This window comes from Chryseobacterium sp. c4a (genome assembly GCF_009900745.1).
Lineage (GTDB): Bacteria > Bacteroidota > Bacteroidia > Flavobacteriales > Weeksellaceae > Chryseobacterium.
Genome location: NZ_WXVU01000006.1, coordinates 178,944 through 200,370, shown reverse-complemented (window position 1 = coordinate 200,370; position 21,427 = coordinate 178,944). Strand labels below are relative to the sequence as shown.

The following is a 21,427-nucleotide window of genomic DNA, read 5'->3' as shown; positions in this document are numbered from 1 at the left end:
GAGGTGAATAAATGTTCTAACCATTTTGTATATTTCTTTTTCGGTGTTTATTTTCCAGGGCGCCTTTCTTTTTGGGGCCATTATCATAAGGTTTTACATCCAATCCTATCTGGTTGGCCTTTACTGACCAGTGGAGGTATTGCCCCCGCAGGATTTTCAGGTCGTTTTCATCAATTTTATCCAGATAGCTTATCTTTTTAAGACCCTGCACATATTCTGCAGCCGAAGAATGAGGCTGCTCTACATAGCCATTGCGAAAAGTATTGCAGGTATTCATATAATTTACCAATTGACCGTACACTCTATGAATAAACGGATCTTCTTCGGTACTATGTTTCTTATTAATCCTTTCATTTATATACTCCACTCCAAACTGAGAGGAATAATGGAACATCTGATTCAGAGGGATCCTGTCGTAGGTATTGTACAATTTCCGTCTGCCGATCAACCCGTAATACATCAGTCCTTTGTTCCAAATTTTGTCATACCCTACATCTTTCTGATAAAAATGTCTGATTTCCAACTGGTCTTCATTATACCAGCCTTCTTCCACTACTATTTTTTTGAAGGCTTCACATTCTTTATGGGTTTTAGGATTTTTGTATACATCATAAACCTCACAATACAATACGGATAATTCTTCACTGTCATTGAGGTAAGAGCCGCCAATGTCGGAGTGTACCCCGGGAAGGGTAAACTCCAGACCATGCAGACCCGCACTATCAATATTGGTTAAATCAAAATTATCCCGGTACTCATCGTCTGAGGCCAGCTGCAATACAAAATAAGCTTTTTTCACAGCATTCAGACCCAACTGCTTAGTGTCATCTTCAATAAGAGGCATTCCTGCTACTTTTTTTCCTCTGTGATCTACTCCATAAGAGGCTACCGTATCATACAACCCAACAAAATTAAACAATATTTTGTTTATGGTTAACCCTGTGTAGGCAAGGCATGCCCCAAAATAGCCATATTGTTCTACAAGAGGATGATTCCGCTTTACTCTTTTTTCTCCGCCAGGTACAGGATAAGGCGGGCGGATGATTTCGTAATCTGACTTCAAAGCTCCGGCAATACCTGCTGCAGGGTCTTCTCTTGTAAGAGCAGGAGACGTAGCAATATGCAGGAAGTGCCTTGCTGCCGTTGCCCCGCGGCTAAAGCCGTATACATTAACTTTTAATGTACTTATAACAATATCACTTTCTTCATACTTTTTTTTCAGAACCTCCGCTCCTTTTATACATCCTTTTACTACTTTGGCCTGCACCCCAGTGCTTCCCATCCCCAACGCCACTCCCGGAAAAACAGTATCCGATTCAAGATCCTCTGTGCCTATGCCCTCTATATACCAGGATAACTGATTTTGGGCATCTGGATCTATGGCATCGAATCCTCGCGCTATATTGGAATATTCATTTTCATAGCTGTCATCATTCTTATTTCCTGTTTCAAGGTATACCTGATGATTTCTTGAGGTTGTATTCCTGGCTTCAGTATTGGTTTTATTGTTTTGGGTTCCATCAAAAAAAAGATTGAGACTCACATCTAAAAAATTGACAGGTTTATCATTAGGATGTATTGTCTTTGCTTTATTATAGCTAACCCCGGATTCTGTTGCCGATTGTTCCAGAGCGTTTTCACTATTGAAATTGATGTTTCCCTTAGAAAACACCTTATAATCACCTTTTACCTCAATTTTTATTTTTCCCTCTACGAAATATTCTATGCTCATGATAATAGTATTAAAAATTATTCTTTCACAAAATCATATATCTTTTTCCGATCTGTAGCATATCAAAGAATGTATTTTTATACAACCTTGTATTAATAAAATAGCAGGAATCATGCAGAAAGCGATTGAAAATAGAGATCATTTGTGTTGTTTTAGTGTTTATTCAAATATAAAAAATATTTTAAATAAATCACATATTATGGAATATATATATATGGACTTATTATAAAAAATGGACTTAAAAAATTAAGCCCATCTTTTATTCAACAAGTGAATAGCTAACATATCAATACTAAATTATTTCATTAAATGTATCTGTTTAAAAAGTCTTAAACCAGTTTTGTAACCGCTTTGAAGCAGTAATCAGGAGGCTACTGGCCAAGAAGGGTTCCATTTCCAGAATACTGCCCACCTTCAATATTGTATCGATATTGCGTTTGATCCTATTTTTTAATGAATTTTTGGGAAGATTTCCCTAAGGAAGTTTCAATATCAATTAAATAGGTTCCGCTTAGGAAGTGTTTAACATCAACCTTATCACCCATAACTTTAGCATTCATTTTTCTTCCGGACATGTCGTAAACAGAAATTGATTTAATTTCTCCTTTTGTTTTAATAGTCAATACATCAGAAACCGGATTTGGATAGATGGATGTTTCTGAGTTTGTTATATCAATGTCGGAAGTGGATAATGGTGATAATGATGATGGACAAGGCGTTGTAATACTGCCATAAGGTTGTGTATTATAGGCAAACTCAGTTACAGAATAACCTGAACCATTGGCTCCGACACTCAGTTTGAAATAGCCGTTAATATTATAACCTTCGAATTGGTTTCTAAAACCAACATAAGCTGTTTTGCCAGACCAGGTAGTATATGTAGGGGTGTACACGTCAAGTTGCCCGGGAGTACCAGTTGGATACCCTATATTATTTGCATTACTTATAGTGGTGCAAGACGGAATTAAACTAATATTTCTTGTCCCTACCCCACATACTAATCCTTTCCAATAGGTTTCCAATTTTAATTGATTTGCTCCATAGTACCAAGCTCCATACCCTGCATCATCACTAAGCTCCGGGTTAATGATAAAATATTTCCAAGGTGCTCCGGAGTTGGTTGTTACTGTTGTTGGTGTTGGGTTGGCATAACTTTCCAAAGGAGTTCCTGTAACTATTTTATAGGGATCTTTGTAAGAAAAAGTTAATGCTAAAGATGTAGTTGATCCTAATGAAGTTACGCCTCCTGTTATAGCCGGATTTAGGAATGTAATTGAAGAATTCAGAACCTGACCTTTAGAATGACTGGTTGCTGCACCATTGATGGTAAGTGTAGCTGTAGTAGGGCTTGTAACTGCTATAGTTGCTGTTAGTCCTGCTGGTAATGAAGAATTGAAATGTGTACCTCCAATAAGAGTTGTTCCATTTGGTACGGCAAATGTTGCTCCGTTTAGGGTAATGGTTGATGTAGGAGCAGATGTTACTGTTCCATCTAATGATACAGCTCCATTATTGTTTAAGTTCTCTGTAAAGGTACTGTTACTAAGGGTTAATTTAGGAAGAGTATTGGCAACTCCGGTTGCGGCTAAATTGGCCGGCTGCCATAAATTTATTCTTGACGGGTGATTTAATGCGGCTAACATTCTATTAACTTGTCCATTGGTAAACATTTTATAACAACCAGCGGAACCGTTGTATCCCATATAGTTTTCAACGTTCACTTTTTGTCCAAGACAATTGTTTCCACCTGTACACCCTAATCCGGAAGAATTATTTTCTACAGGGGTGTCAGCAACTCCGTCACCATCATTACTAGGGTTCGCAGTTGAACAAAGAACATTGAACGTGTGTTGAAGATTTAACCAATGCCCAAATTCGTGAGTGAATGTATCAGAAAACTCGTTTGAAGCTACAGTTCCTGCAGCATCATATATATAACGGCCATTATAAACAACTCTTGCTGTGTTTACTGAAGTCATGTATGAATCCGGATACCAGGCAACTCCTGATTGATATAAATCTTTATCAGCATATAGATCATTTTGTATATACACATTCATATACTTTGTATTATCCCATGCATCTGCGCCAATTTGGGCATCATATCCGCCTCCGTTGCCATATCCACTTTTGAAAGGGTGAAATACCACTCCGCTTGTTGCTTTTCCGGTTGGGTCAATTTTAGCTAAGCGGAATTCAATACTTAATGTGCCCCTAATAGGCTGAAAGTAAGAATCTATAGTGTTTGAATCGGTATTAATTCCATTGAAATTTAAGTTGATTTGTTGCAGCAAGTCAACTACTTTTTGGTAATTTACCTTTACATTACTCTGAGATTCTCCATACACATGAAAAACCACAGGTATGATATAGGTGGGAGCATTGACCTTTTGATTCAATGGAGTTTTGTTTGATTCCATTTTTTTTACAAAATCTTTGGTGAATTTTTCAAAATTTTCATATTCAGCCTTAGATTCAGGGTGCCGTTCAAAATGTTTTTTCATCATTTCATCTGCTTTACACTCATGAGGTCTGTTTTCTTGAGCAAAACCTATTATTGGAAATAGGGAAACAAGTAATAGTAATTTAAATTTTTTCATAAATTTTGGATTTGTTTGTTAATAAATTATTTGAATAATCAAATTGTTTTTGGCATAATTTTGTGTGTTATGTGATGTTTTTTAATTAAATCTTTCAGGGTTGAATATCTTTATCTCAACCGTTGGCGTTTGGTCATTGGCAAGTTCTGAAACCGTTTTTCCAAAAATGGGTCCCAAGCTTAGTCCCATCATACCACCGCCGCCTGCGATGATCAAGTTTTTTAATTGGGAAGATTGTCCCAGATAGGGAAGTCCGTCAGGAGCACAAGGTCTGTAACCCAACCAGATTTCCGATTCTTTGGGTAATTTAACCTGAAAATCTGGCAAATATTTTGGGATAGATTGGACAATTCCTTCTACTCTTTTCATATTAATTTTATCCTGATGAGAAGCCAGTTCCATAGTTCCTCCAAAACGGATTTGTCCATTCATAGGGGTTACCGCTACTCTTGCTTCTAATAATAATGCAGCATGCTCCAATCTATGGATTGAGTTTTCCGGAGTATGCATAAAAGAATACCCTTTCCCTGGCATCAATTGAATTTTAATCCCTGCTTTTTGGGCAAGTTCCGGCAAAAATGAACCTCCAGTCATTACAAAACGGTCTGCTGAAAATTTTTTACCATTTGCTATTATCGCATGTATGGTGTTTCCTGTAATTTCATATCCCGTTACCTTGTGCTGTGTGTGGAAAATAACGCCACTACTTTTAAGGTAAGAGATCATTTGCTTCATCAGCTTTACAGGATTCATGTGACCATCACATTTGTAATTGATTCCTCCCATGACATCCAATTGGGTATTGGGTTCCAATTCCTGAATTTTCTTTTTATCCAGAATATCTACAGGCAATCCTAAACTGATGGCTTTATGGGCTAGCTCTGTTTCCTCTTCTGCTACTTTTTCCGTTTTATAGAGCATTAGAATTCCGTTTTGATTCAATTCAAAATCAAATTCAGGATTTTGAGCAATTTCATTGTAAAGACTGCTGCTTGCCAAATTGAGATCCCTGATTGCTGTTGCTGAATAGTCTACATGTTTCTGATTGGAATGTTTCAGAAATTTAAGTCCCCAGGATAACAATTGAGTACTGAGTGAAGGCTTCACATAAAACGGACTTTTACTGTCAAACATCCAGCGGATCCCCTGTGCAACAACTCCGGGTGCGGCTAATGGGGTAAAATGGCTGGGGACAATCATTCCTGCATTGCCGTAAGAACAATTGTTGCTAAGGTCATTCTGTTCCAGTATTTCTACCTGCCAGCCTTTTTGTAAAAGATAATATGCTGAACTTAGTCCTGCTATTCCTGCACCGATAATCAGTGCTTTGCCTTTATTTTGTGTCATACTTTTTACAAACTTTACATTACCTGAAAGCCCTGCCAATAAGGATCTTCATCATCAATAATAATCTGATTATAACCGGTAATTCTTGCCCAGCCTTCTACTGAAGGGATAATAGCCGGTTTACCATCAATGGTGGCTGTGCCCTCAATTCTTCCTATAAACTGAGATCCGATATAGCTTTCATGGATAAATTCTTCCCCTTCTTTTAGTTTACCTTTAGCATACCATTGAGCCATTCTTGCTGATGTTCCTGTTCCGCAAGGGGAACGGTCTAAGGCATTTTCACCTACTAATACGGCATTTCGTCCACTGGCTTTGGGATCTTTGGGATTTCCCGTCCATTGAATATGGCTTAATCCGGAAATATGTTCATTTTCAGGATGGATGAATTGATATTTTTCATTAAGTAATTTCCTGATAATCTTTCCATAATGGATAAGCTGACTTGCTGTAAAGTCAGAAATATCTCTAAAGTTTTCCTGAGGATCAATAATGGCGTAAAAATTTCCTCCATAGGCAACATCGGCCTTTATATGCCCAAGATCGGGACATTCGACTTCAAGATTTTCAGCATAGAGAAAAGACTTCACATTGGTTAGTTTTACCGATATTACTTTTTTTCCTTCCTGTATATAATCTATGAGAATAAGTCCTGCAGGGGTTTCTAAACGTAATTTTCCAGGAATTTTAGGAACTACTAAACCTTCTTCTATAGCAATGGTAACTGTTCCGATAGTTCCATGTCCGCACATCGGTAAGCAGCCACTGGTTTCAATGTATAGAACTCCAATATCATTTTCTTCATCAACAGGAGGATAAAGAATACTTCCACTCATCATATCATGTCCGCGAGGTTCAAACATTAACCCTTTTCGAATCCAATCATATTCTTTCATGAAGTGAAGTCTGCGCTCCATCATAGAGTTTCCCTTTAAAATTGGGGCACCTCCTGCAACAAGACGTACAGGACAGCCACAGGTATGAGAGTCTATGCAAAAAAATGTTCTGTTCATATTGTTTCTAATTTTAATGATCCTGAATGAATTTCTCCATCCACCATTCTGCTAATTTGTAATGGATTTTCGTTCTTCAGTTCGTCGGGTAAAAATTCATCCGGCCAATTTTGGAAAGAAATGGGACGAACAAATCGCTTAACTGCATCTGGGCCTACTGAAGTAAAACGGGAATCTGTTGTAGACGGGAATGTCCCTCCGTGCTGCATAGCATAAACAACTTCTACTCCTGTAGGCATTCCGTTGAATAATAATCTTCCGCATTTATCTTTCAAAAGACTGATTAATGCTGAATTTTCATATACATCATCACGCGTTGCTGCTACAGTAATGGTTAGCTGGCCTTTTAACTTTTGAGCAATGTGTATGAATTCTTCCTGATTTTCGCAAGTGACAATAATTCCAAAAGGGCCGAACACTTCTTCACTCAATACAGGATTATTGATAAAGCTTTTGGTATTTGTTTTTATAATCACAGCGCTTCCCTTTCCGTCTTCTGCTTCAGCCGATGCCATTATTTCAATATCGGGTTGTTGTAATGCAATAGATTTATGTTTTTCAAAGTTGTCATATATCCCTTTGTGAAGCATATTAGAAGGGATAGTTCCTCTAATTTCATTTTTTATTGCAGCAATAAAGCGATCCAATGATGCTCCTTTAAGAGCAATAAATACCCCTGGATTGGTACAGAATTGCCCTACTCCTAATGTTAATGATGAAACATATTCCTTGGCTAAGGTTTCTGCTTTATTTTCCAGTAGGTTTTGTAATGCAAAAACCGGATTGATACTTCCCATTTCTGCAAAAACCGGAATAGGGTTTTCACGACGGTTAGCAATATCAAACAACGCTTTCCCGCCACTAAATGAACCGGTAAATGCTACTGCCTGAATGTCCTGATGCTGCGTTAAATAAGCACCAATCTCATAGGTTGTTCCGGTAATATGGCTAAAAATACCTTCAGGCCATCCGAATTCTTTTACAGCACTCGTTATAACATCAGCCATGATTTGAGAGGTCTTGGGGTGACCCGGATGTGCTTTTACAATCACAGGACATCCTGCTCCTATGGCACTTGCAGTATCACCACCTGCAGTGGAAAAAGCAAACGGAAAATTACTGGCTCCAAAGACCACCACAGGCCCTAATCCTATATTATATTTTCTGAGATCTCCTTTCTGTTTCTCTGGCTGGGCAAGATCAATTCTTGGTTCTGTGTATATTCCGGAGGCTACTGCTTTTGCATAACTTCGCCATTGGCCTACTGTTCGGGCTTTTTCACCTGTAAGTCTTGCCAGAGGTAATGAAGTTTCAGAATGAGCAATGGTGAAAAGTTCATCTCCCAACGCTTCAATTTGATCGGCAACAGTATTCATCAATGCTGCCCGTTCTTTTATTGTTGTATTTTTCAGGAATTGATAAGCTTCAGAAGCCATCTGAATGCTCAGATCAATATTTTGTTTTGATGTTTCTTCGATCATAGCTTTTTTCTGATATTAGTTCAATGCTGGGCGGTTGGTTCTGCCCTCTTCAATAATCTTATTGATTCTTTCAGCTTCTTCACCCTGAAGTTCAAGACGTGGGGCTCTTACATGTGGATTGCTTATTCCTTCTGCGGTGGCCGCCAGCTTAATGTATTGAATAAGTTTTGGATGGATATCAAGCTCCAACAGGGGCATAAACCATCTGTAAATGGCTACTGCTTTATCGTATTGACCTGTTTTAGCATACTTATACATAGCTATTGTTTCGTTGGGAAAAGCATCTACCAATCCTGCAACAAGTCCGTCAGCACCAAGCATTAATGTTTCAAGACAAATAGTATCTACACCACCAAGAATTTTAATTCTTTTTCCAAAACGGTTGATCATTCGGGTTACATTGGCCAGATCTCTTGTGGATTCTTTCACTGCCTGAATGGTTGGATATTCAATAAGCTCATCAAACATTTCTAAGGTTACATAAATACCATAATCAACAGGGTTGTTATAAATAAGAATGGGAAGATCTGTAGCACTAGCCACAGCTTTAAAATATTCTACCACTTCGCGGCTGTCTGCTTTGTAACGCATTGGAGGGAGAAGCATTAATCCATCCGCTCCCAGTTCTTTTGCTTTTTGGGCAAAACCTACTGCATTTTTGGTAGTATTTTCAGAAAGGTTCAGAATAACGGGAATTCTGCCTTGTGTAATTTTTTTAGCATATTGGAGAAGTTCAAATTTCTCTTCGGTTTCCAAGGCACTGGCTTCTCCTAATGTTCCGGCAAGGATAATTCCGTGAACTCCGGCTTTAATCTGGGCTTCTGTATTAATCTCAAACATTTCAAAATCAATCTTTCCTTCTTTCGTAAAAGGAGTTAATACAGCAGGATAAATTCCTTCCCAGTTTAGTTTTGTACTCATATCAAATAATATTTATTCAAAACTAAGTGAATTTCAAAACGGTAAATGTTAATATTTTAATAAATACTGACCGTATTTTAACATGTAGTTATTTGTAGTCAAAAGTAGCTTCTTTATAATGCTTCAGATATTCCTTTGGAGAATATTTCATAATGGATTTAAACACCCGGTTGAAATTGGTTAAACTATTGAATCCGCTGTTAAAAGCAACAGAAGAGATGCTGTACATACTGCTGGAGGTTAATAATCTGCAAGCTCTTTGTACGCGTAACTCATTCAGATATTGAATATAGGTAATCCTTGTTCGTTTTTTAAAGGATCTGCAAAATGCCTGTGGAGTCATACACGCTTCTTTTGCAATGGTATCAAGGGTAAGTTTATGCTGGGTAAAATTTTTCTTAATATAAGTCTGAGCATCAATAATCCTCTGATCATTGTCAGAAATATGGTTGGGCAGGTTCTTTTCTGAAGATAAAGGAATATGTAGATGCCTGTTTTGCATCAGGTAGTTTAAAATCTTTATAAAATCGATGATCTGTTCTATACCTTGGGTCTTTTGTAAGGCTGCCATGCTTTCTCCTACACTCGATTTTAGTTTTGAAGCAACCTGAAATCCTATTTTTGAGTATTTAATGAAATTTTTAAGTTCTTCAAATTCAGGGAGATCAAAAAAAGCGGCTATTTTTTTATCAGGATCAAAGAAAATAGAGATTGCATGAACCTTTTGTTTTTCATTCTCATTAAAATCTCCTTTGAAAACATGCGACTGATTGGCTCCCAGATAAAAAATATCTCCGGGTTCAAAGCTGAAGAGATTCTGCTCTATAGCCAATGTACCATGTCCTTTAAGAATCCACATAATCTGTGTTTCTGTATGCCGATGAAAATAAGGATAGAAATTAGGCATAATATCCTCTTGGATACGGATACTTTTGTTGGTGTCGGCAGGAACTGAAAACTGAAGACTCTTCATACAATCAATACTTTATGGGATTAATAAGTGAGAAGGTTAAAATATTGCCGAATTTAAGCAAAATATGAACATTATATATCATATTAAAATCTAAACTTTACATACTCATTATTTTAATGAAGAAAGGGCTTCAAATAGTACAAAATCGTAACTTTAAACTTTTAAAATAAAAAGTATTCATAAATATATGTTTTCAGCACAAACTTATCAAGACAGAAGAGCCGTATTACAGAGTAATGTGGCCAGTGGACTTCTATTATTTCTAGGAAATATAGAGAATCCTGTAAATTTCGAGCACAATCCTTATTATTTCCGTCAGGATAGTACTTTCCTTTATTATTTTGGAATTCAGGAACCGAAAATTGCAGCAATTATTGATATTGATGAAAATAAAACCATTGTTTTCGGAGATGAACTGAGTATAGATGATATTGTATGGATGGGCAGACAGGAAACGCTGAAAGAAAAGAGCCAAAAGTCTGGTGTACAGGAAACTTTACCCTATTCGGAACTTTCTCAGTATCTACTGAAAGCGCAGACATCCGGTAGAAAGGTACATTATCTTCCACCGTATCAGTCTTCGAATAAAATTTTACTGACAGAGCTTTTAGGAATTAAAATTGCTGAATTACAACCTTCTGTGGAGATGATTAAAGCTGTGGTAAAGCAGCGTTCTATAAAAGAAGCTCAGGAAATTGTACAGATAGAAGAAGCGGTGAATGTGTCTAATGAAATGCATCTGCTGGCGATGCGAATGGCAAAAGCAGGGGTTAAAGAGTATGAAATAGCCAATGCGATTCAATATCTTGCAGCGAATAAAGAATGTCAGATGTCTTACCCTCCGATTGTTACCATCAATGGTGGAATATTACACAATCATTACCGTCTTAATACCTTGAAGGAAGGAGATCTTTTCCTGAATGATTCCGGAGCAGAAACGGCTATGGGATATGCAGGAGACTTGACAAGAACCTTTCCGGTAAGCAAAACATTTAGTACGAAACAAAAGGAAATGTATGAAATTGTTCTGAATTCATTCAATAACGCTCATCATCTTTTGAAGCCGGGCGTTAAATTTAAAGATATTTATCTGAAAGCATCCCAGTATCTGGTAGAAGGACTTGTTGATTTAGGATTAATGAAAGGGAATCCTGAAGAGGCTGTGAAAAATAATGCCCATACTCTGTTTTTCCAGTGTGGACTGGGACATATGATGGGATTGGATGTACATGATATGGAAGATCTTGGAGAACAATATATCGGATATACTGAAGACGAACCAAAGGATACCAAAACTTTTGGTCTTAAATCTTTACGTTTAGGAAAAGCTTTGGAACCTGGATTTGTAGTAACTGTAGAACCTGGTATTTACATGATTCCGGAACTTATTGATATCTGGCAGAATGAGAATAAAAACGCTGAATTCATTAATTATGATAAAGTAAATGAATATAGAAACTTCGGCGGAGTGCGTGTTGAAGACGATTTCCTGATTACCGATGATGGCTACAGACTTCTTGGAAACGGATTGATTACAACGGTTGAAGAAATTGAGAATTATAGAGCAGAATATTTAGCTTAATCAATAGCATACATGAAGAATATAAAAAAAATAACGGCTATAGCCTTATACTTTCTGTGTTTGTCACCATTTGCTGCACAAAAAACACAGTGGACTCCTGATGGTAATGCTTATTATTCATTTACTAAAAACGGTGTTGGAATTGTTGATGTGCTAAATTCTGGCAAAGATCAGACCTTTTTAAGTAATAATGAATTAATTCCTTCAGGAAGTTCTACTGCTTTAGAGGTACAAAGTTTTCAGGTTTCGCCGGATGAGAAAAGTTTATTGCTTTTTACAAATACCCAAAAAGTATGGCGCGACAATACTCGAGGAGATTATTGGATTTTTGATAAGAATACTAAAAAGCTTACTCAGCTTGGGAAAGGACTTCCGGCTGCATCATTGATGTTTGCCAAATTTTCTCCTGATGGCAAAAAAGTAGCTTATGTATCTAAGCATAATATATATATTGAAGATCTATCCAATAATCAGCTTACTAAAATTACCAATGATGGTACAGACGGAATGATTAATGGTACTTTTGATTGGGCTTACGAGGAAGAATTCGGGACTCAGGATGGCTTCAGATGGTCTCCTGACGGAAACAAAATTGCTTACTGGAAGCTGGATGCTCGAGGGATAAAAAACTTCCTGATGATTAATAATACAGACAGTCTGTATTCATTTACCGTTCCTGTAGAATACCCGAAAGTAGGTGAAAATCCTTCAGGATGCAGCATCTGGTTCTATGATCTTGCCTCAAAATCTTCGAAGAAAGCAAACATTGAAGGTGACGAAGTACAACATTATATTCCCAGAATGGAATGGGTGCTAGATTCTAAATCTATTATTCTACAGCAACTGAACAGAAAACAGAATCAGAGTAAAATTATGGTAGCAGATGCTCAGTCCGGAAGCAGCAAAACCATTTATACAGAAACAGATAATGCATGGATTGATATCAAATCCCGCTGGAATGAAAATGACCCGAGTGGATGGGACTGGATCAACAATGGTAAAGAGTTTTTGTGGCTTTCTGAAAAAGACGGCTGGAGGCATATTTATAGAATAGATATGAATGGTAAGGAAACATTGATTACAAAAGATGCTTTCGATGTTATAAAACCTGAATTTTTTGATATTCCGAATAAACAAATTTACTTTTTAGCCTCTCCTACTAATGCCACTCAGAAATATCTGTACAAAGTAAGTATGCAGGGCGGAAAGGCTCAAAGAATAACACCTGAAGCATATTCCGGATCCAATCAATATATGATCTCTCCCAATGGAAAAATTGCTATGTTTAGTAACAGCAGTGTAAATTCACGTTCAGCAGGAGCTGTGGTATCATTGCCGGAGCATAAAGAACTTGTGGCAGCAAAGAGTATTTCAAAAGCAGATCTTGCAAAATCTAAAGCCGAGTTTTTCCAGATAACAACCCAAGACGGAGCTACATTAGACGGATGGGTAGTAAAGCCTAAAAATTTTGATCCTAACAAAAAATATCCGATTGTTTTCATGGTGTATGGTGAGCCGGGTTCACAGACGGTAACAGATAATTTTTACACAGGCAGAAATAGTTTATATATTGGTGATATGGCTCAGGATGGCTATTTATATGTTTCCCTTGAAAACCGTGGAACTCCTGCTCCTAAAGGACGTGAATGGAGAAAATCGATTTACCGAAAAATAGGACAGCTTAACATTCGCGATCAGGCTATGGGAGCAAAAGCATTGTTTGCAAAATGGCCTTACGCGGATACTTCCAGAGTAGCTGTTTGGGGCTGGAGCGGTGGTGGTTCTTCCACTTTAAACCTTTTAGGGCAATATCCTGATATTTACCAGACCGGAATTGCCATTGCTCCGGTAGCTAATCAATTATTCTATGACAATATCTATCAGGAACGTTATATGGGACTTCCGCAGGAAAACAGAGAAGATTTTGTAAACGGTTCTCCATTGGCTTATGCAAAAAATCTAAAAGGAAATCTTTTATTGGTGCATGGAACAGGTGATGATAATGTACATTACCAAAATACAGAAGTATATATTAATGAACTGGTAAAATACAATAAACAGTTTCAGTTGATGTCTTATCCTAACAGAACTCATTCAATCAGTGAAGGTGAAGGGACATCATTGCACCTGGCCACTATGCTTACTAAATACTTAAAAGAACATTGTCCTCCGGGAGGAAGATAAATTATGCAATAGAAGTCTCACAGGAATGTGGGGCTTTTTTTTGAGTAAGGAAGCTGGAGGCTGGGAGCTGGAAGTACTTGAGGACGGATGGCAATATTTTTCTTTTTATCAATTGTAAAGAGATGTTCGAATTGTGATTTTTTTGAGTGGGGAAGATGGAAGCTGAAGTACTTTAGATCAGGTAGTGAGGCTGTATTTCCTGGTTAATGCATGTTTTAAGAAGTTAAAAATATCTCCAGACGTTATATGCTGAATAGTAACTTCCAACTTCCAACTTCCATCTTCCAGCCTTTCATTTAACAAATTATCACTAATTTTGGGTAAACCTATCTCTAAAATAAACCCGTTGAAACTACCACTCTCCTATTATTCCAATCAAGATGTTCTTTTTCTGGCTCAGGATCTTTTGGGTAAAGTACTCTTTACTAAAATTAATGGCGAAATAACAGCTGGAATTATTGTAGAAACTGAAGCCTACAACGGGATTTCGGACAAAGCTTCTCATGCTTATGGTGGCAGGCGTACGGATCGTACAGAAACATTGTACAGCCATGGCGGTGTTTCTTATGTTTACTTATGTTATGGAATTCATCATCTTTTTAATGTGGTGACTTCTGTGGAAGATGAACCTCATGCTGTTTTGGTGAGAGCTATTGAACCTTTAATCGGAACAGAGATTATGGAATACAGGAGGAATATGCCGGCTTCCAAGGCGGCAATCTCTTCCGGGCCAGGATCTGCAGCGAAAGCTTTAGGAATAGATCGTTCCTTTAATAAAAAAGATCTGCGGGGACACGAAATCTGGATTGAGGATCATGGGATTCAGTATCCTGTTGATAGTATCATTGCCGGATCTCGTATAGGAGTTGCTTATGCAAAGGAAGATGCATTGCTGCCATGGCGATTTTTTGTGAAAGGAAATAAATATGTAAGTAAACCCAATAAAACCTAGAGGTTACAATGGATGAGTGACCTGATAAAGCTCTTTATAATGAATAACAAGATCATCCAGAGAAAAACCTCGGTTTAAACCGCTGGTATTAGGCAATATCCAAACTTTTACCCCACAAAAATCTTCTGATTGTAAACCCCACTGAATTTCTTTCTTTTTGGAAAAGGCTTTATAAGCGGCTTTACCCAGAAAAGCAACATATTTGGGCTTGAATTCGGTGATTTTGGTTTTGAAACTTTCAAGAGCATCATCAAACTCCTTTTTTGAAAGCTCATCAGCCCGGGACGTAGCTCTTGAAACAGCTGTTATTAAGCCACACCCGAAATCTAAAATAACAGTATCATTCACCGCTTCAATTTCATAAGGAGTAAATCCGGATTGATGGAGAACTTTCCAAAAACGATTGCTTCTCCCTGAAAAATGATGCCCATCATTTGAGGATTTTAATCCTGGATTAATTCCACAAAAAATAACATCGAGATTAGAAGTAATGATATCTGTTAACATATTTGAATAGATCCATTTTATTTTTACAGCTTAAAAGTATATCAAATATTTCGGCTTTTCAGACTTAGATCGAGAAGAATCAATATTTCATCACAGGTATCATAAATCAATAAACGGTTTATAAGTACGTCCAATAGGAAGTTTCTTTCCTTTAATCTGTACAACGGCTGCTGATTTTACTTCTATTTTGGGTTTTGAAATAATATAAGATTTATGAATACGGGCAAACATGCTTGGGTTAAGGCTGGCTTCTATTTTACTGATTGGCATTTTAAAGGTAAAAGTGTCCGTTTTGGTATGGATGTGAATGTATTCCCTTAAACTTTCAATATAAAATATGTCCTGAAGAATAATCTTTACCTGTTTTTTACCACTATGAATAAAGATGTAATCACGTTCAGCAATTTCCAATAAAGCATCTTCAGCTTCCATGAGATACTTGAATTTCCCAACAGCATTCACAAAACGGTCATAAGGAATAGGTTTAAGCAGGTAATCTGTAATATCCAGTTCATAGCCTTCTAAAGCATATTGATGATAGGCTGTAGTGACAATCACTAATGGTGGATTCTTGAGTTTTTTTAAAAAATCAAAGCCTTTTATTACGGGAAGATGCAGATCTAAAAACATAAGATCTATTTGATGGATCCCCAAAAGGCTGCTTGCATGAACAGCATCAGTACATTTGCCTACAAGGTTCAGTTCAGAATCCCGGGAAATAAAGGTTTCCAAGATTTCTGCAGCAATGGGCTCGTCTTCTACAATAATGCAGTTGTATTTTTTAGGAGCTTGATGTATCATTGAAATCGATGTTGAGTTGTACAATATATCGGTCGCTTTTATCTTCTACAGTAAGAGTATGGTTGGGATAAAGCAGTTCAAGCTGTCTGCGGATATTTTTTAACCCTATTTTAGTGGAATGAATATGATTATTCTCTTCTTTTGAATTCTCAATATAATACGTGAGAAGACCGTTTTTTAATTGAATATCAATAGAAATGAAGGCTTTACCCAAACTTTCGGAAACACCATGTTTAAAGGCATTTTCAACGAATTGAATAAGAATAAGCGGTGATATTTCCTGAGAAGGGTCATCTATATTTTCCTCTAAACTGACGTTCAGATGATGATAGCGTATTGTTTGGATTTGTATAAAATCCTTTATGTTTTCCAGATCTTTTTTTATGGAAATATTTTTTTCTGCAGCATCATACATATTGTATCGCATAATCTTGGAAAGCTTGAGAATTACCTCAGGGGTTTCGTCTGCTTTTTTAAGAGCCATTCCATAAATATTATTTAGGGTATTAAACAGAAAATGAGGATTAATCTGTGCTTTTAGCATGGTAAGTTCCTGATCCAGCTTTTCAGATTTTAATTTGGAAATTTGCTCTTTCAAAAGATTTTTTTGTCTTGTAATTTCAACCCCGAAAATAAGTCCGACCATAAAAATAAGATCCATAAAGGAGTTGAATGCTACTAAACCATTTATGTATCCCGATGGCTGCTGCTGATCTACCATTTCTGTAACCCCATAGATATAAGGATAAATGATATAATGGGTAAAAAAACGATGTGCCAAAACGGCCAAAACGATGATGAAAATAGAAATCAAATATCTGAAAGTCTTCCTGACAGATTGTTTTTCATAGACATACAATAAGGAATAGGCTAGCGGAATTTTTACCAGAAGATAGCCTAGTTCCAGAATAAGCGTATTCTGAAGCCGTATTTGCCATTTGAAATTAGGAAACTGATACCGAGACCAGTAAAAATCAAGATAAGCTTCCAGTATAAAATACAGTACCCAAAAAAGCGAATGAGTCTGTAGCTTGGATTTTCTATTTGATTTCAAGCTTGTTATGATTTAAAAATACAAATTAATAGTTTTATTCAAATATAAAAATATAAAGACTATAAAAGCTGCTCTTTCATCTACGAACGGTTTTATTTAAATCATTTTTGCGGTATTAAGGATTATTAACCTGCTTTTTTTGTATACGAATTTGTGGAAACATAAGATTCAGGAAGCAAAAGATCAACAGAATATTAAATTCAATACCGTTGGTACCTCCTCCTACCACATACCAGCCATTATCCCAATGAACATAATAGATTCCGAATACAAAGATTATAATATTACAAACTGCTATCGGTCTGATATAATGATCAAACCACAATGCCGGAACTGAAAAAAGATGAGTAAGTTTAATACCCCAGGCCAAATAAAGTCCTATAGGACTGAAGCCAATGGTATTCAGATAATGAAGTCCAAAATTATTCACATCACCACTGAAGATAGAAACGACACTATGCATCAGTAAAATGACTGACAGCACTGCACGAAGGAAGAAATTCTTTTTCATGAAACCAAAAGTAGACATCAGAACTGTAAAGACTGTTCTGATGTCTATTAATAGCTCTAAAGTATATATAAAACACCTTAGTCACTAATGAGAAAGGTGTTAACTCATGAAATATAAACTTCTATATTCCTCTAAAATAAGGAATTCGCTTTTCAATAAAAGCGGTGATGCCTTCTTTATGATCTTCTGTTTTGATAAGTTCGTTGAATAAATATGCTTCCTGTTTCAAACCATCAGCAATGCAAAGCTCCGATCCTTTGTCTAGTGATTGCTTGGCTTTTGTAATTGCAGAAGGGCCTTTGGAGGCAATCTTGTTGGCTAATTTTAAAGCCTCATTCATTAATTCCTCTTGTGGTACAATCTGATTCACAAATCCAAACTCTTTACAAGCTTGTACAGAGTAAAGTTCTCCAGAGAAAATCATTTCTTTTGCTTTATATAGACCAATGGCTCTAGGCAAACGGAGAGTGCCCCCTAAACAGGGTATGATACCAAACATAACTTCTGGTAATCCAAACTTTGCTTTTTCACCGGCCAGAATAATATCACAAGATAAAGCCAGCTCACAACCTCCTCCTATCGCGACTCCATTTACCGCCGCAATGACAGGAAAATGTAACATTTCCATCGCATTGATGGCTGCTTGCGCCACTTCACCGAAATCTTTTGTTTCCTCCCATGTCATTTCTTGCATTGCCTTGAGGTCTGCGCCTGAAACAAATGCTTTTTCTCCGGCTCCTGTAATAATCAATACACGAATTTCCTGATCTCTTTTGACTTGCTCGGCAAAGGACTTTAATTCATTTAAAACTTGTTTATTTAAGCTATTCAAAAATTGAGGACGATTGATGGTTAGAATACCAATATGACCTTCTTTTTTGTATAGTAGATTGGTAAAGGTCATGGTCTGTTTTTTTAGATTAAAAATACTATGACCATCCTTAGTGCTTGCTTTGAACTGAATAACTGGTTGATCCTCCATAGAATATTTGGGATCTAATAAAGACCACCACCATAATATAGAAGAAATTTCTTTTGGCGGGTTTATAGATTGTTCATAAGTACTGATGATTATAAAGTCACGTCCTTTTTGGTCATTAGCTACTTTATATCGTTTATTGGTACTGCAAAAAATAAGGTTTCCTGAGATAACATCTTCCAAACCTTTGAAGTATAAAGCATTGGGTTCGTATATGTATGGATATTTTTGTTTTAATGATTGATATAAAAGAAGAATCTGATTACGAAGATCTATTGCTTTAGATATAGCCTGTTCTTCATTAAGATCCGGATAGGTAATAAGATAGATTTGGATAATGTTATTATAATATCCGGTATTATAAGCTTTTTCTTTTTCATAAGAATAAATATCATTATCAAGAAGCGCAGCAAAAGCAATAGATTTGGTTAAAACCTGTATAACAGGATTGTTAGATTCCAGAGTACTTAGCTGTACATTGTTTACACATTGTGCCAAAGCGAACGGGATGTCCATTCCGCCACTTGCCATTCTCACAGCACAAAAAGTAGAGAGATCAGGATATTTATTTTGAATCTTATATGCATTTTCCCATTGTATCCCGGATACAAAGTATCCAACAGCTTTCATCAGGTTATTGATTTGAGGGATTCCTGCCCAGGAACTTAATCTGGCTTTAAGATCTAGAAGTGCATTTACAATGGGACTTTCAGGAAGAAGCCCAAGGTGAGAAAAATTTTGATAAGAAGGTTCTTCACAGATATATTTTAAACTTGTAAAAAAATTGATGAAGTCTGGAAGGTTTTTATGAAGAGGTACCTCTTCTCCTACATCATCTAAAAGACATACCCAAGAGCAAAAATCTGTGATATCTCTTACTTGAAAATGTTTGATGTCCGGATAGCTGAGTGCTGTAAAATAAGTACCGGCATTGGCTGCCTGATATTCATTTTGTATTAATCCATACTGTTTTAGCCAGCCTATTGACTCCTGTAAGGCGGTTTCTGGTTTTTTGACTTCCGGTAATGGAAATTCATGAATGATTGTGTTCATAATATTTTAATGATTTAGGTTTTTTGTTGTATAGTGCCCAATAATGAGGGCTAATGATTTCTCTTGCATGAATTCATAGAATTTATGCAAGAGAAATATAGCCGAGAATATGCCCATAAAATAGAATTGGGTTTACAGGATTCAGATCAAATTTGTAGTTTTTGATGTTGACCTATACATTACTTCAATACCTGAACAGACGGGATGATTGCAGGTAAGACTCCAATAAGGAATGTCTTTACTCATTGAGGGAGTTTTTTTAAATTTCATTTTCATTTTGTTGTGGTGTTATTGTGTAAATATAAATATAATTAACATTAATTCAATTATGATTGCTTATTATTGAATAAAATATGGTACTTTTTAATATACTGCTTTTGAAGTATGCTTTTCATTAAATTAAAATTCTGAGTGCTTCTTGAATACTTTTATGGGCATCCAACTATTAAATATTTGTTACAGAAATAATAGAGAAATTAACATTTATATTATTCCCTTTATTGTGATTTTATATATTTAATTTTTATTTTTGCAACGTTAAATAAAACAAATCATTAAAACTAGACTAAAGAAAACCGTTTATTTTCTGATCTGGAGTAACCATATTCCCTCTAAGGTTCCTTTTGATTAGTATGATAAGCTATTCAGTACCGATTCTAATACACAAATACCAACTAAAAAACAAAAGAGTGGTCATGATGACCACTCTTTTATGTATTCTTTATCTTTTCTCTTAATTCTGGCTTAAGCTTTTCTTTAAAAAATCTTCAAGTTCCTTTTCATGAAGATTTTTAGCAATAATTGTTCCCTCACTATTAATGATCACATTAAATGGCAGTTCATCAATTTCATAAGCTTTTGCAACAGGGCTTTTCCAGAATTTCAAATCACTGATTTGTATCCAGTTGATATTAAAACGATCTATGGCTTTCTGCCAGCTGTCTTTATTTTTATCTAAAGAAACACCCAGGATCTCAAACTTGTTAGCTTTCACCTGATCCGAATAAGTTTCGTATAAAGTCTTCAATTGAGGTTGTTCCCCTACACAAGGTGCACACCAGGTCGCCCAAAAATCAATAAGAACCAGTTTCCCTTTTAAACTTGAAAGTGAGAATGAGGATCCATCTGCTCTAGACATGGTAATCTCGGGAGCCTTCTTCCCTACTTCAATTTTGTTTTGAGCCAATGTATATCCTGAAAATAGGATTAAAAAGACTATTGTAAAACCAGTTTTCATATTAATCATTTGTAGGATAATCTTTATCTAGCCAATCGGTTTTGATATTTTTAGGCAGATTTAAAAGTTTGGCATTTTTAAAGCCCAATTCCATTAATAAGTTAAATGCTGGTCGAATGTTCGGACATTTTACAAAAGGGCAGCATCCACAGTAGATCACAATTTCTTTATTTTTGGGAATGTCTTTAAGATAATTTCTTAATTTTTCCAGATTTTCAGGTTCATGAGTGGGGCCAATATCTACAGACCCTTTAATAATAGCTTCAGGGCCTACTGAAATAATCAATATATCCTTCGTCTTGTGCTTTACAATTCTGGATGCCAATAATGCCGGATCCATCAGCTGGCTGTCTTTCCATGGATCTTGTGTTTGCTGTGCCTGACTGAAAATGGAACAGACAAAGCACACCATAATAAATAAATACTTCATGCTTCTATTTTTCACAAATATAAAGGATTTGCTTAATTTTAAAGAGGTTTTTGGAGGTGTTCTTCTGCTT

The 21,427-nt window shown here is 36.3% G+C and carries 17 protein-coding genes; 3 read left to right on the top strand and 14 right to left on the bottom strand.

Annotation, left to right across the window (positions count from 1 at the left end; genetic code table 11):
• Positions 1–16: 16 nt before the first annotated feature.
• From GTR01_RS10785 to GTR01_RS10755, 7 genes are all read right to left on the bottom strand, one after another.
• Positions 17–1,732: a phospholipase effector Tle1 domain-containing protein gene (locus GTR01_RS10785; protein ID WP_160137844.1), complete on the bottom strand. Its 1,716-nt coding sequence runs from the start codon at positions 1,730–1,732 to the stop codon at positions 17–19.
• A 443-nt stretch (positions 1,733–2,175) separates the two neighbouring features.
• Entirely contained in the window at positions 2,176–4,332 is a 2,157-nt protein-coding gene (locus GTR01_RS10780; RefSeq protein ID WP_160137843.1) for a zinc-dependent metalloprotease, read from the bottom strand.
• Between the two features lie 81 nt (positions 4,333–4,413).
• Positions 4,414–5,679, bottom strand: coding sequence for an NAD(P)/FAD-dependent oxidoreductase (locus GTR01_RS10775; protein ID WP_160137842.1), 1,266 nt, complete (start codon positions 5,677–5,679; stop codon positions 4,414–4,416).
• Between the two features lie 14 nt (positions 5,680–5,693).
• Positions 5,694–6,692, bottom strand: coding sequence for a 4-hydroxyproline epimerase (locus GTR01_RS10770; protein WP_160137841.1), 999 nt, complete (start codon positions 6,690–6,692; stop codon positions 5,694–5,696).
• Entirely contained in the window at positions 6,689–8,173 is a 1,485-nt protein-coding gene (locus GTR01_RS10765; protein ID WP_160137840.1) for an aldehyde dehydrogenase (NADP(+)), read from the bottom strand. Before GTR01_RS10765 ends, GTR01_RS10770 begins: the two co-directional genes overlap by 4 nt.
• Before the next feature lie 15 nt (positions 8,174–8,188).
• A complete protein-coding gene (locus GTR01_RS10760; RefSeq protein WP_160137839.1) occupies positions 8,189–9,094 on the bottom strand; it encodes a dihydrodipicolinate synthase family protein in 906 nt (301 codons plus the stop codon).
• An 88-nt stretch (positions 9,095–9,182) separates the two neighbouring features.
• Positions 9,183–10,067: an AraC family transcriptional regulator gene (locus tag GTR01_RS10755; protein ID WP_160137838.1), complete on the bottom strand. Its 885-nt coding sequence runs from the start codon at positions 10,065–10,067 to the stop codon at positions 9,183–9,185.
• A 187-nt stretch (positions 10,068–10,254) separates the two neighbouring features.
• On the opposite strand from GTR01_RS10755, the gene GTR01_RS10750 reads away from it, so the two are divergent.
• The 3 genes from GTR01_RS10750 (at position 10,255) to GTR01_RS10740 (ending at position 14,785) form a co-directional block, all read left to right on the top strand.
• Positions 10,255–11,649, top strand: a complete 1,395-nt coding sequence (locus GTR01_RS10750; protein ID WP_160137837.1) for an aminopeptidase P family protein — start codon at positions 10,255–10,257, stop codon at positions 11,647–11,649.
• Positions 11,650–11,661: 12 nt separating this feature from the next.
• The gene (locus tag GTR01_RS10745) at positions 11,662–13,833 is read left to right on the top strand and encodes a S9 family peptidase (protein WP_160137836.1); all 2,172 of its coding nucleotides are present in this window, start codon (positions 11,662–11,664) and stop codon (positions 13,831–13,833) included.
• A gap of 346 nt (positions 13,834–14,179) precedes the next feature.
• Complete coding sequence (locus GTR01_RS10740; protein ID WP_160137835.1) at positions 14,180–14,785, top strand: DNA-3-methyladenine glycosylase; 606 nt, start codon at positions 14,180–14,182, stop codon at positions 14,783–14,785.
• Positions 14,786–14,788: 3 nt separating this feature from the next.
• Here the strand turns inward: GTR01_RS10740 and mug are convergent, their stop codons facing one another.
• The 7 genes from mug to GTR01_RS10705 all read right to left on the bottom strand — a co-directional run bounded on the left by mug (position 14,789) and on the right by GTR01_RS10705 (position 21,357).
• On the bottom strand, positions 14,789–15,292 hold the full coding sequence (mug, locus tag GTR01_RS10735; RefSeq protein ID WP_160137834.1) for a G/U mismatch-specific DNA glycosylase: 504 nt from the start codon (positions 15,290–15,292) through the stop codon (positions 14,789–14,791).
• A gap of 99 nt (positions 15,293–15,391) precedes the next feature.
• The gene (locus tag GTR01_RS10730; protein ID WP_185155118.1) at positions 15,392–16,093 is read right to left on the bottom strand and encodes a LytR/AlgR family response regulator transcription factor; all 702 of its coding nucleotides are present in this window, start codon (positions 16,091–16,093) and stop codon (positions 15,392–15,394) included.
• Positions 16,074–17,147: a sensor histidine kinase gene (locus GTR01_RS10725; RefSeq protein WP_160137833.1), complete on the bottom strand. Its 1,074-nt coding sequence runs from the start codon at positions 17,145–17,147 to the stop codon at positions 16,074–16,076. Before GTR01_RS10725 ends, GTR01_RS10730 begins: the two co-directional genes overlap by 20 nt.
• 115 nt (positions 17,148–17,262) lie before the next feature.
• Positions 17,263–17,658, bottom strand: a complete 396-nt coding sequence (locus tag GTR01_RS10720; RefSeq protein WP_160137832.1) for a DoxX family protein — start codon at positions 17,656–17,658, stop codon at positions 17,263–17,265.
• 121 nt (positions 17,659–17,779) lie between these two features.
• Positions 17,780–19,690 carry an enoyl-CoA hydratase-related protein gene (locus GTR01_RS24595; RefSeq protein WP_228452213.1) on the bottom strand — a complete coding sequence of 637 codons (1,911 nt, stop codon included), beginning with the start codon at positions 19,688–19,690 and terminating at the stop codon, positions 17,780–17,782.
• Positions 19,691–20,423: 733 nt separating this feature from the next.
• The gene (locus GTR01_RS10710) at positions 20,424–20,927 is read right to left on the bottom strand and encodes a TlpA family protein disulfide reductase (RefSeq protein WP_228452212.1); all 504 of its coding nucleotides are present in this window, start codon (positions 20,925–20,927) and stop codon (positions 20,424–20,426) included.
• 1 nt (position 20,928) lies between these two features.
• Positions 20,929–21,357, bottom strand: coding sequence for a rhodanese-like domain-containing protein (locus GTR01_RS10705; protein ID WP_160137830.1), 429 nt, complete (start codon positions 21,355–21,357; stop codon positions 20,929–20,931).
• Positions 21,358–21,427 lie beyond the last annotated feature (70 nt).

What these genes read in the sequence shown, in the direction of transcription:
- GTR01_RS10750 (WP_160137837.1), top strand. Translation starts at nt 10,255, where the DNA reads ATGTTTTCAGCACAAACTTATCAAGACAGAAGAGCCGTATTACAGAGT.
- GTR01_RS10730 (WP_185155118.1), bottom strand. Translation starts at nt 16,093, where the DNA reads ATGATACATCAAGCTCCTAAAAAATACAACTGCATTATTGTAGAAGAC.
- GTR01_RS10770 (WP_160137841.1), bottom strand. Translation starts at nt 6,692, where the DNA reads ATGAACAGAACATTTTTTTGCATAGACTCTCATACCTGTGGCTGTCCT.
- GTR01_RS10775 (WP_160137842.1), bottom strand. Translation starts at nt 5,679, where the DNA reads ATGACACAAAATAAAGGCAAAGCACTGATTATCGGTGCAGGAATAGCA.
- GTR01_RS24595 (WP_228452213.1), bottom strand. Translation starts at nt 19,690, where the DNA reads ATGAACACAATCATTCATGAATTTCCATTACCGGAAGTCAAAAAACCA.
- GTR01_RS10720 (WP_160137832.1), bottom strand. Translation starts at nt 17,658, where the DNA reads ATGAAAAAGAATTTCTTCCTTCGTGCAGTGCTGTCAGTCATTTTACTG.
- GTR01_RS10745 (WP_160137836.1), top strand. Translation starts at nt 11,662, where the DNA reads ATGAAGAATATAAAAAAAATAACGGCTATAGCCTTATACTTTCTGTGT.
- GTR01_RS10760 (WP_160137839.1), bottom strand. Translation starts at nt 9,094, where the DNA reads ATGAGTACAAAACTAAACTGGGAAGGAATTTATCCTGCTGTATTAACT.
- GTR01_RS10755 (WP_160137838.1), bottom strand. Translation starts at nt 10,067, where the DNA reads ATGAAGAGTCTTCAGTTTTCAGTTCCTGCCGACACCAACAAAAGTATC.
- GTR01_RS10780 (WP_160137843.1), bottom strand. Translation starts at nt 4,332, where the DNA reads ATGAAAAAATTTAAATTACTATTACTTGTTTCCCTATTTCCAATAATA.
- GTR01_RS10765 (WP_160137840.1), bottom strand. Translation starts at nt 8,173, where the DNA reads ATGATCGAAGAAACATCAAAACAAAATATTGATCTGAGCATTCAGATG.
- GTR01_RS10705 (WP_160137830.1), bottom strand. Translation starts at nt 21,357, where the DNA reads ATGAAGTATTTATTTATTATGGTGTGCTTTGTCTGTTCCATTTTCAGT.
- mug (WP_160137834.1), bottom strand. Translation starts at nt 15,292, where the DNA reads ATGTTAACAGATATCATTACTTCTAATCTCGATGTTATTTTTTGTGGA.
- GTR01_RS10710 (WP_228452212.1), bottom strand. Translation starts at nt 20,927, where the DNA reads ATGAAAACTGGTTTTACAATAGTCTTTTTAATCCTATTTTCAGGATAT.
- GTR01_RS10785 (WP_160137844.1), bottom strand. Translation starts at nt 1,732, where the DNA reads ATGAGCATAGAATATTTCGTAGAGGGAAAAATAAAAATTGAGGTAAAA.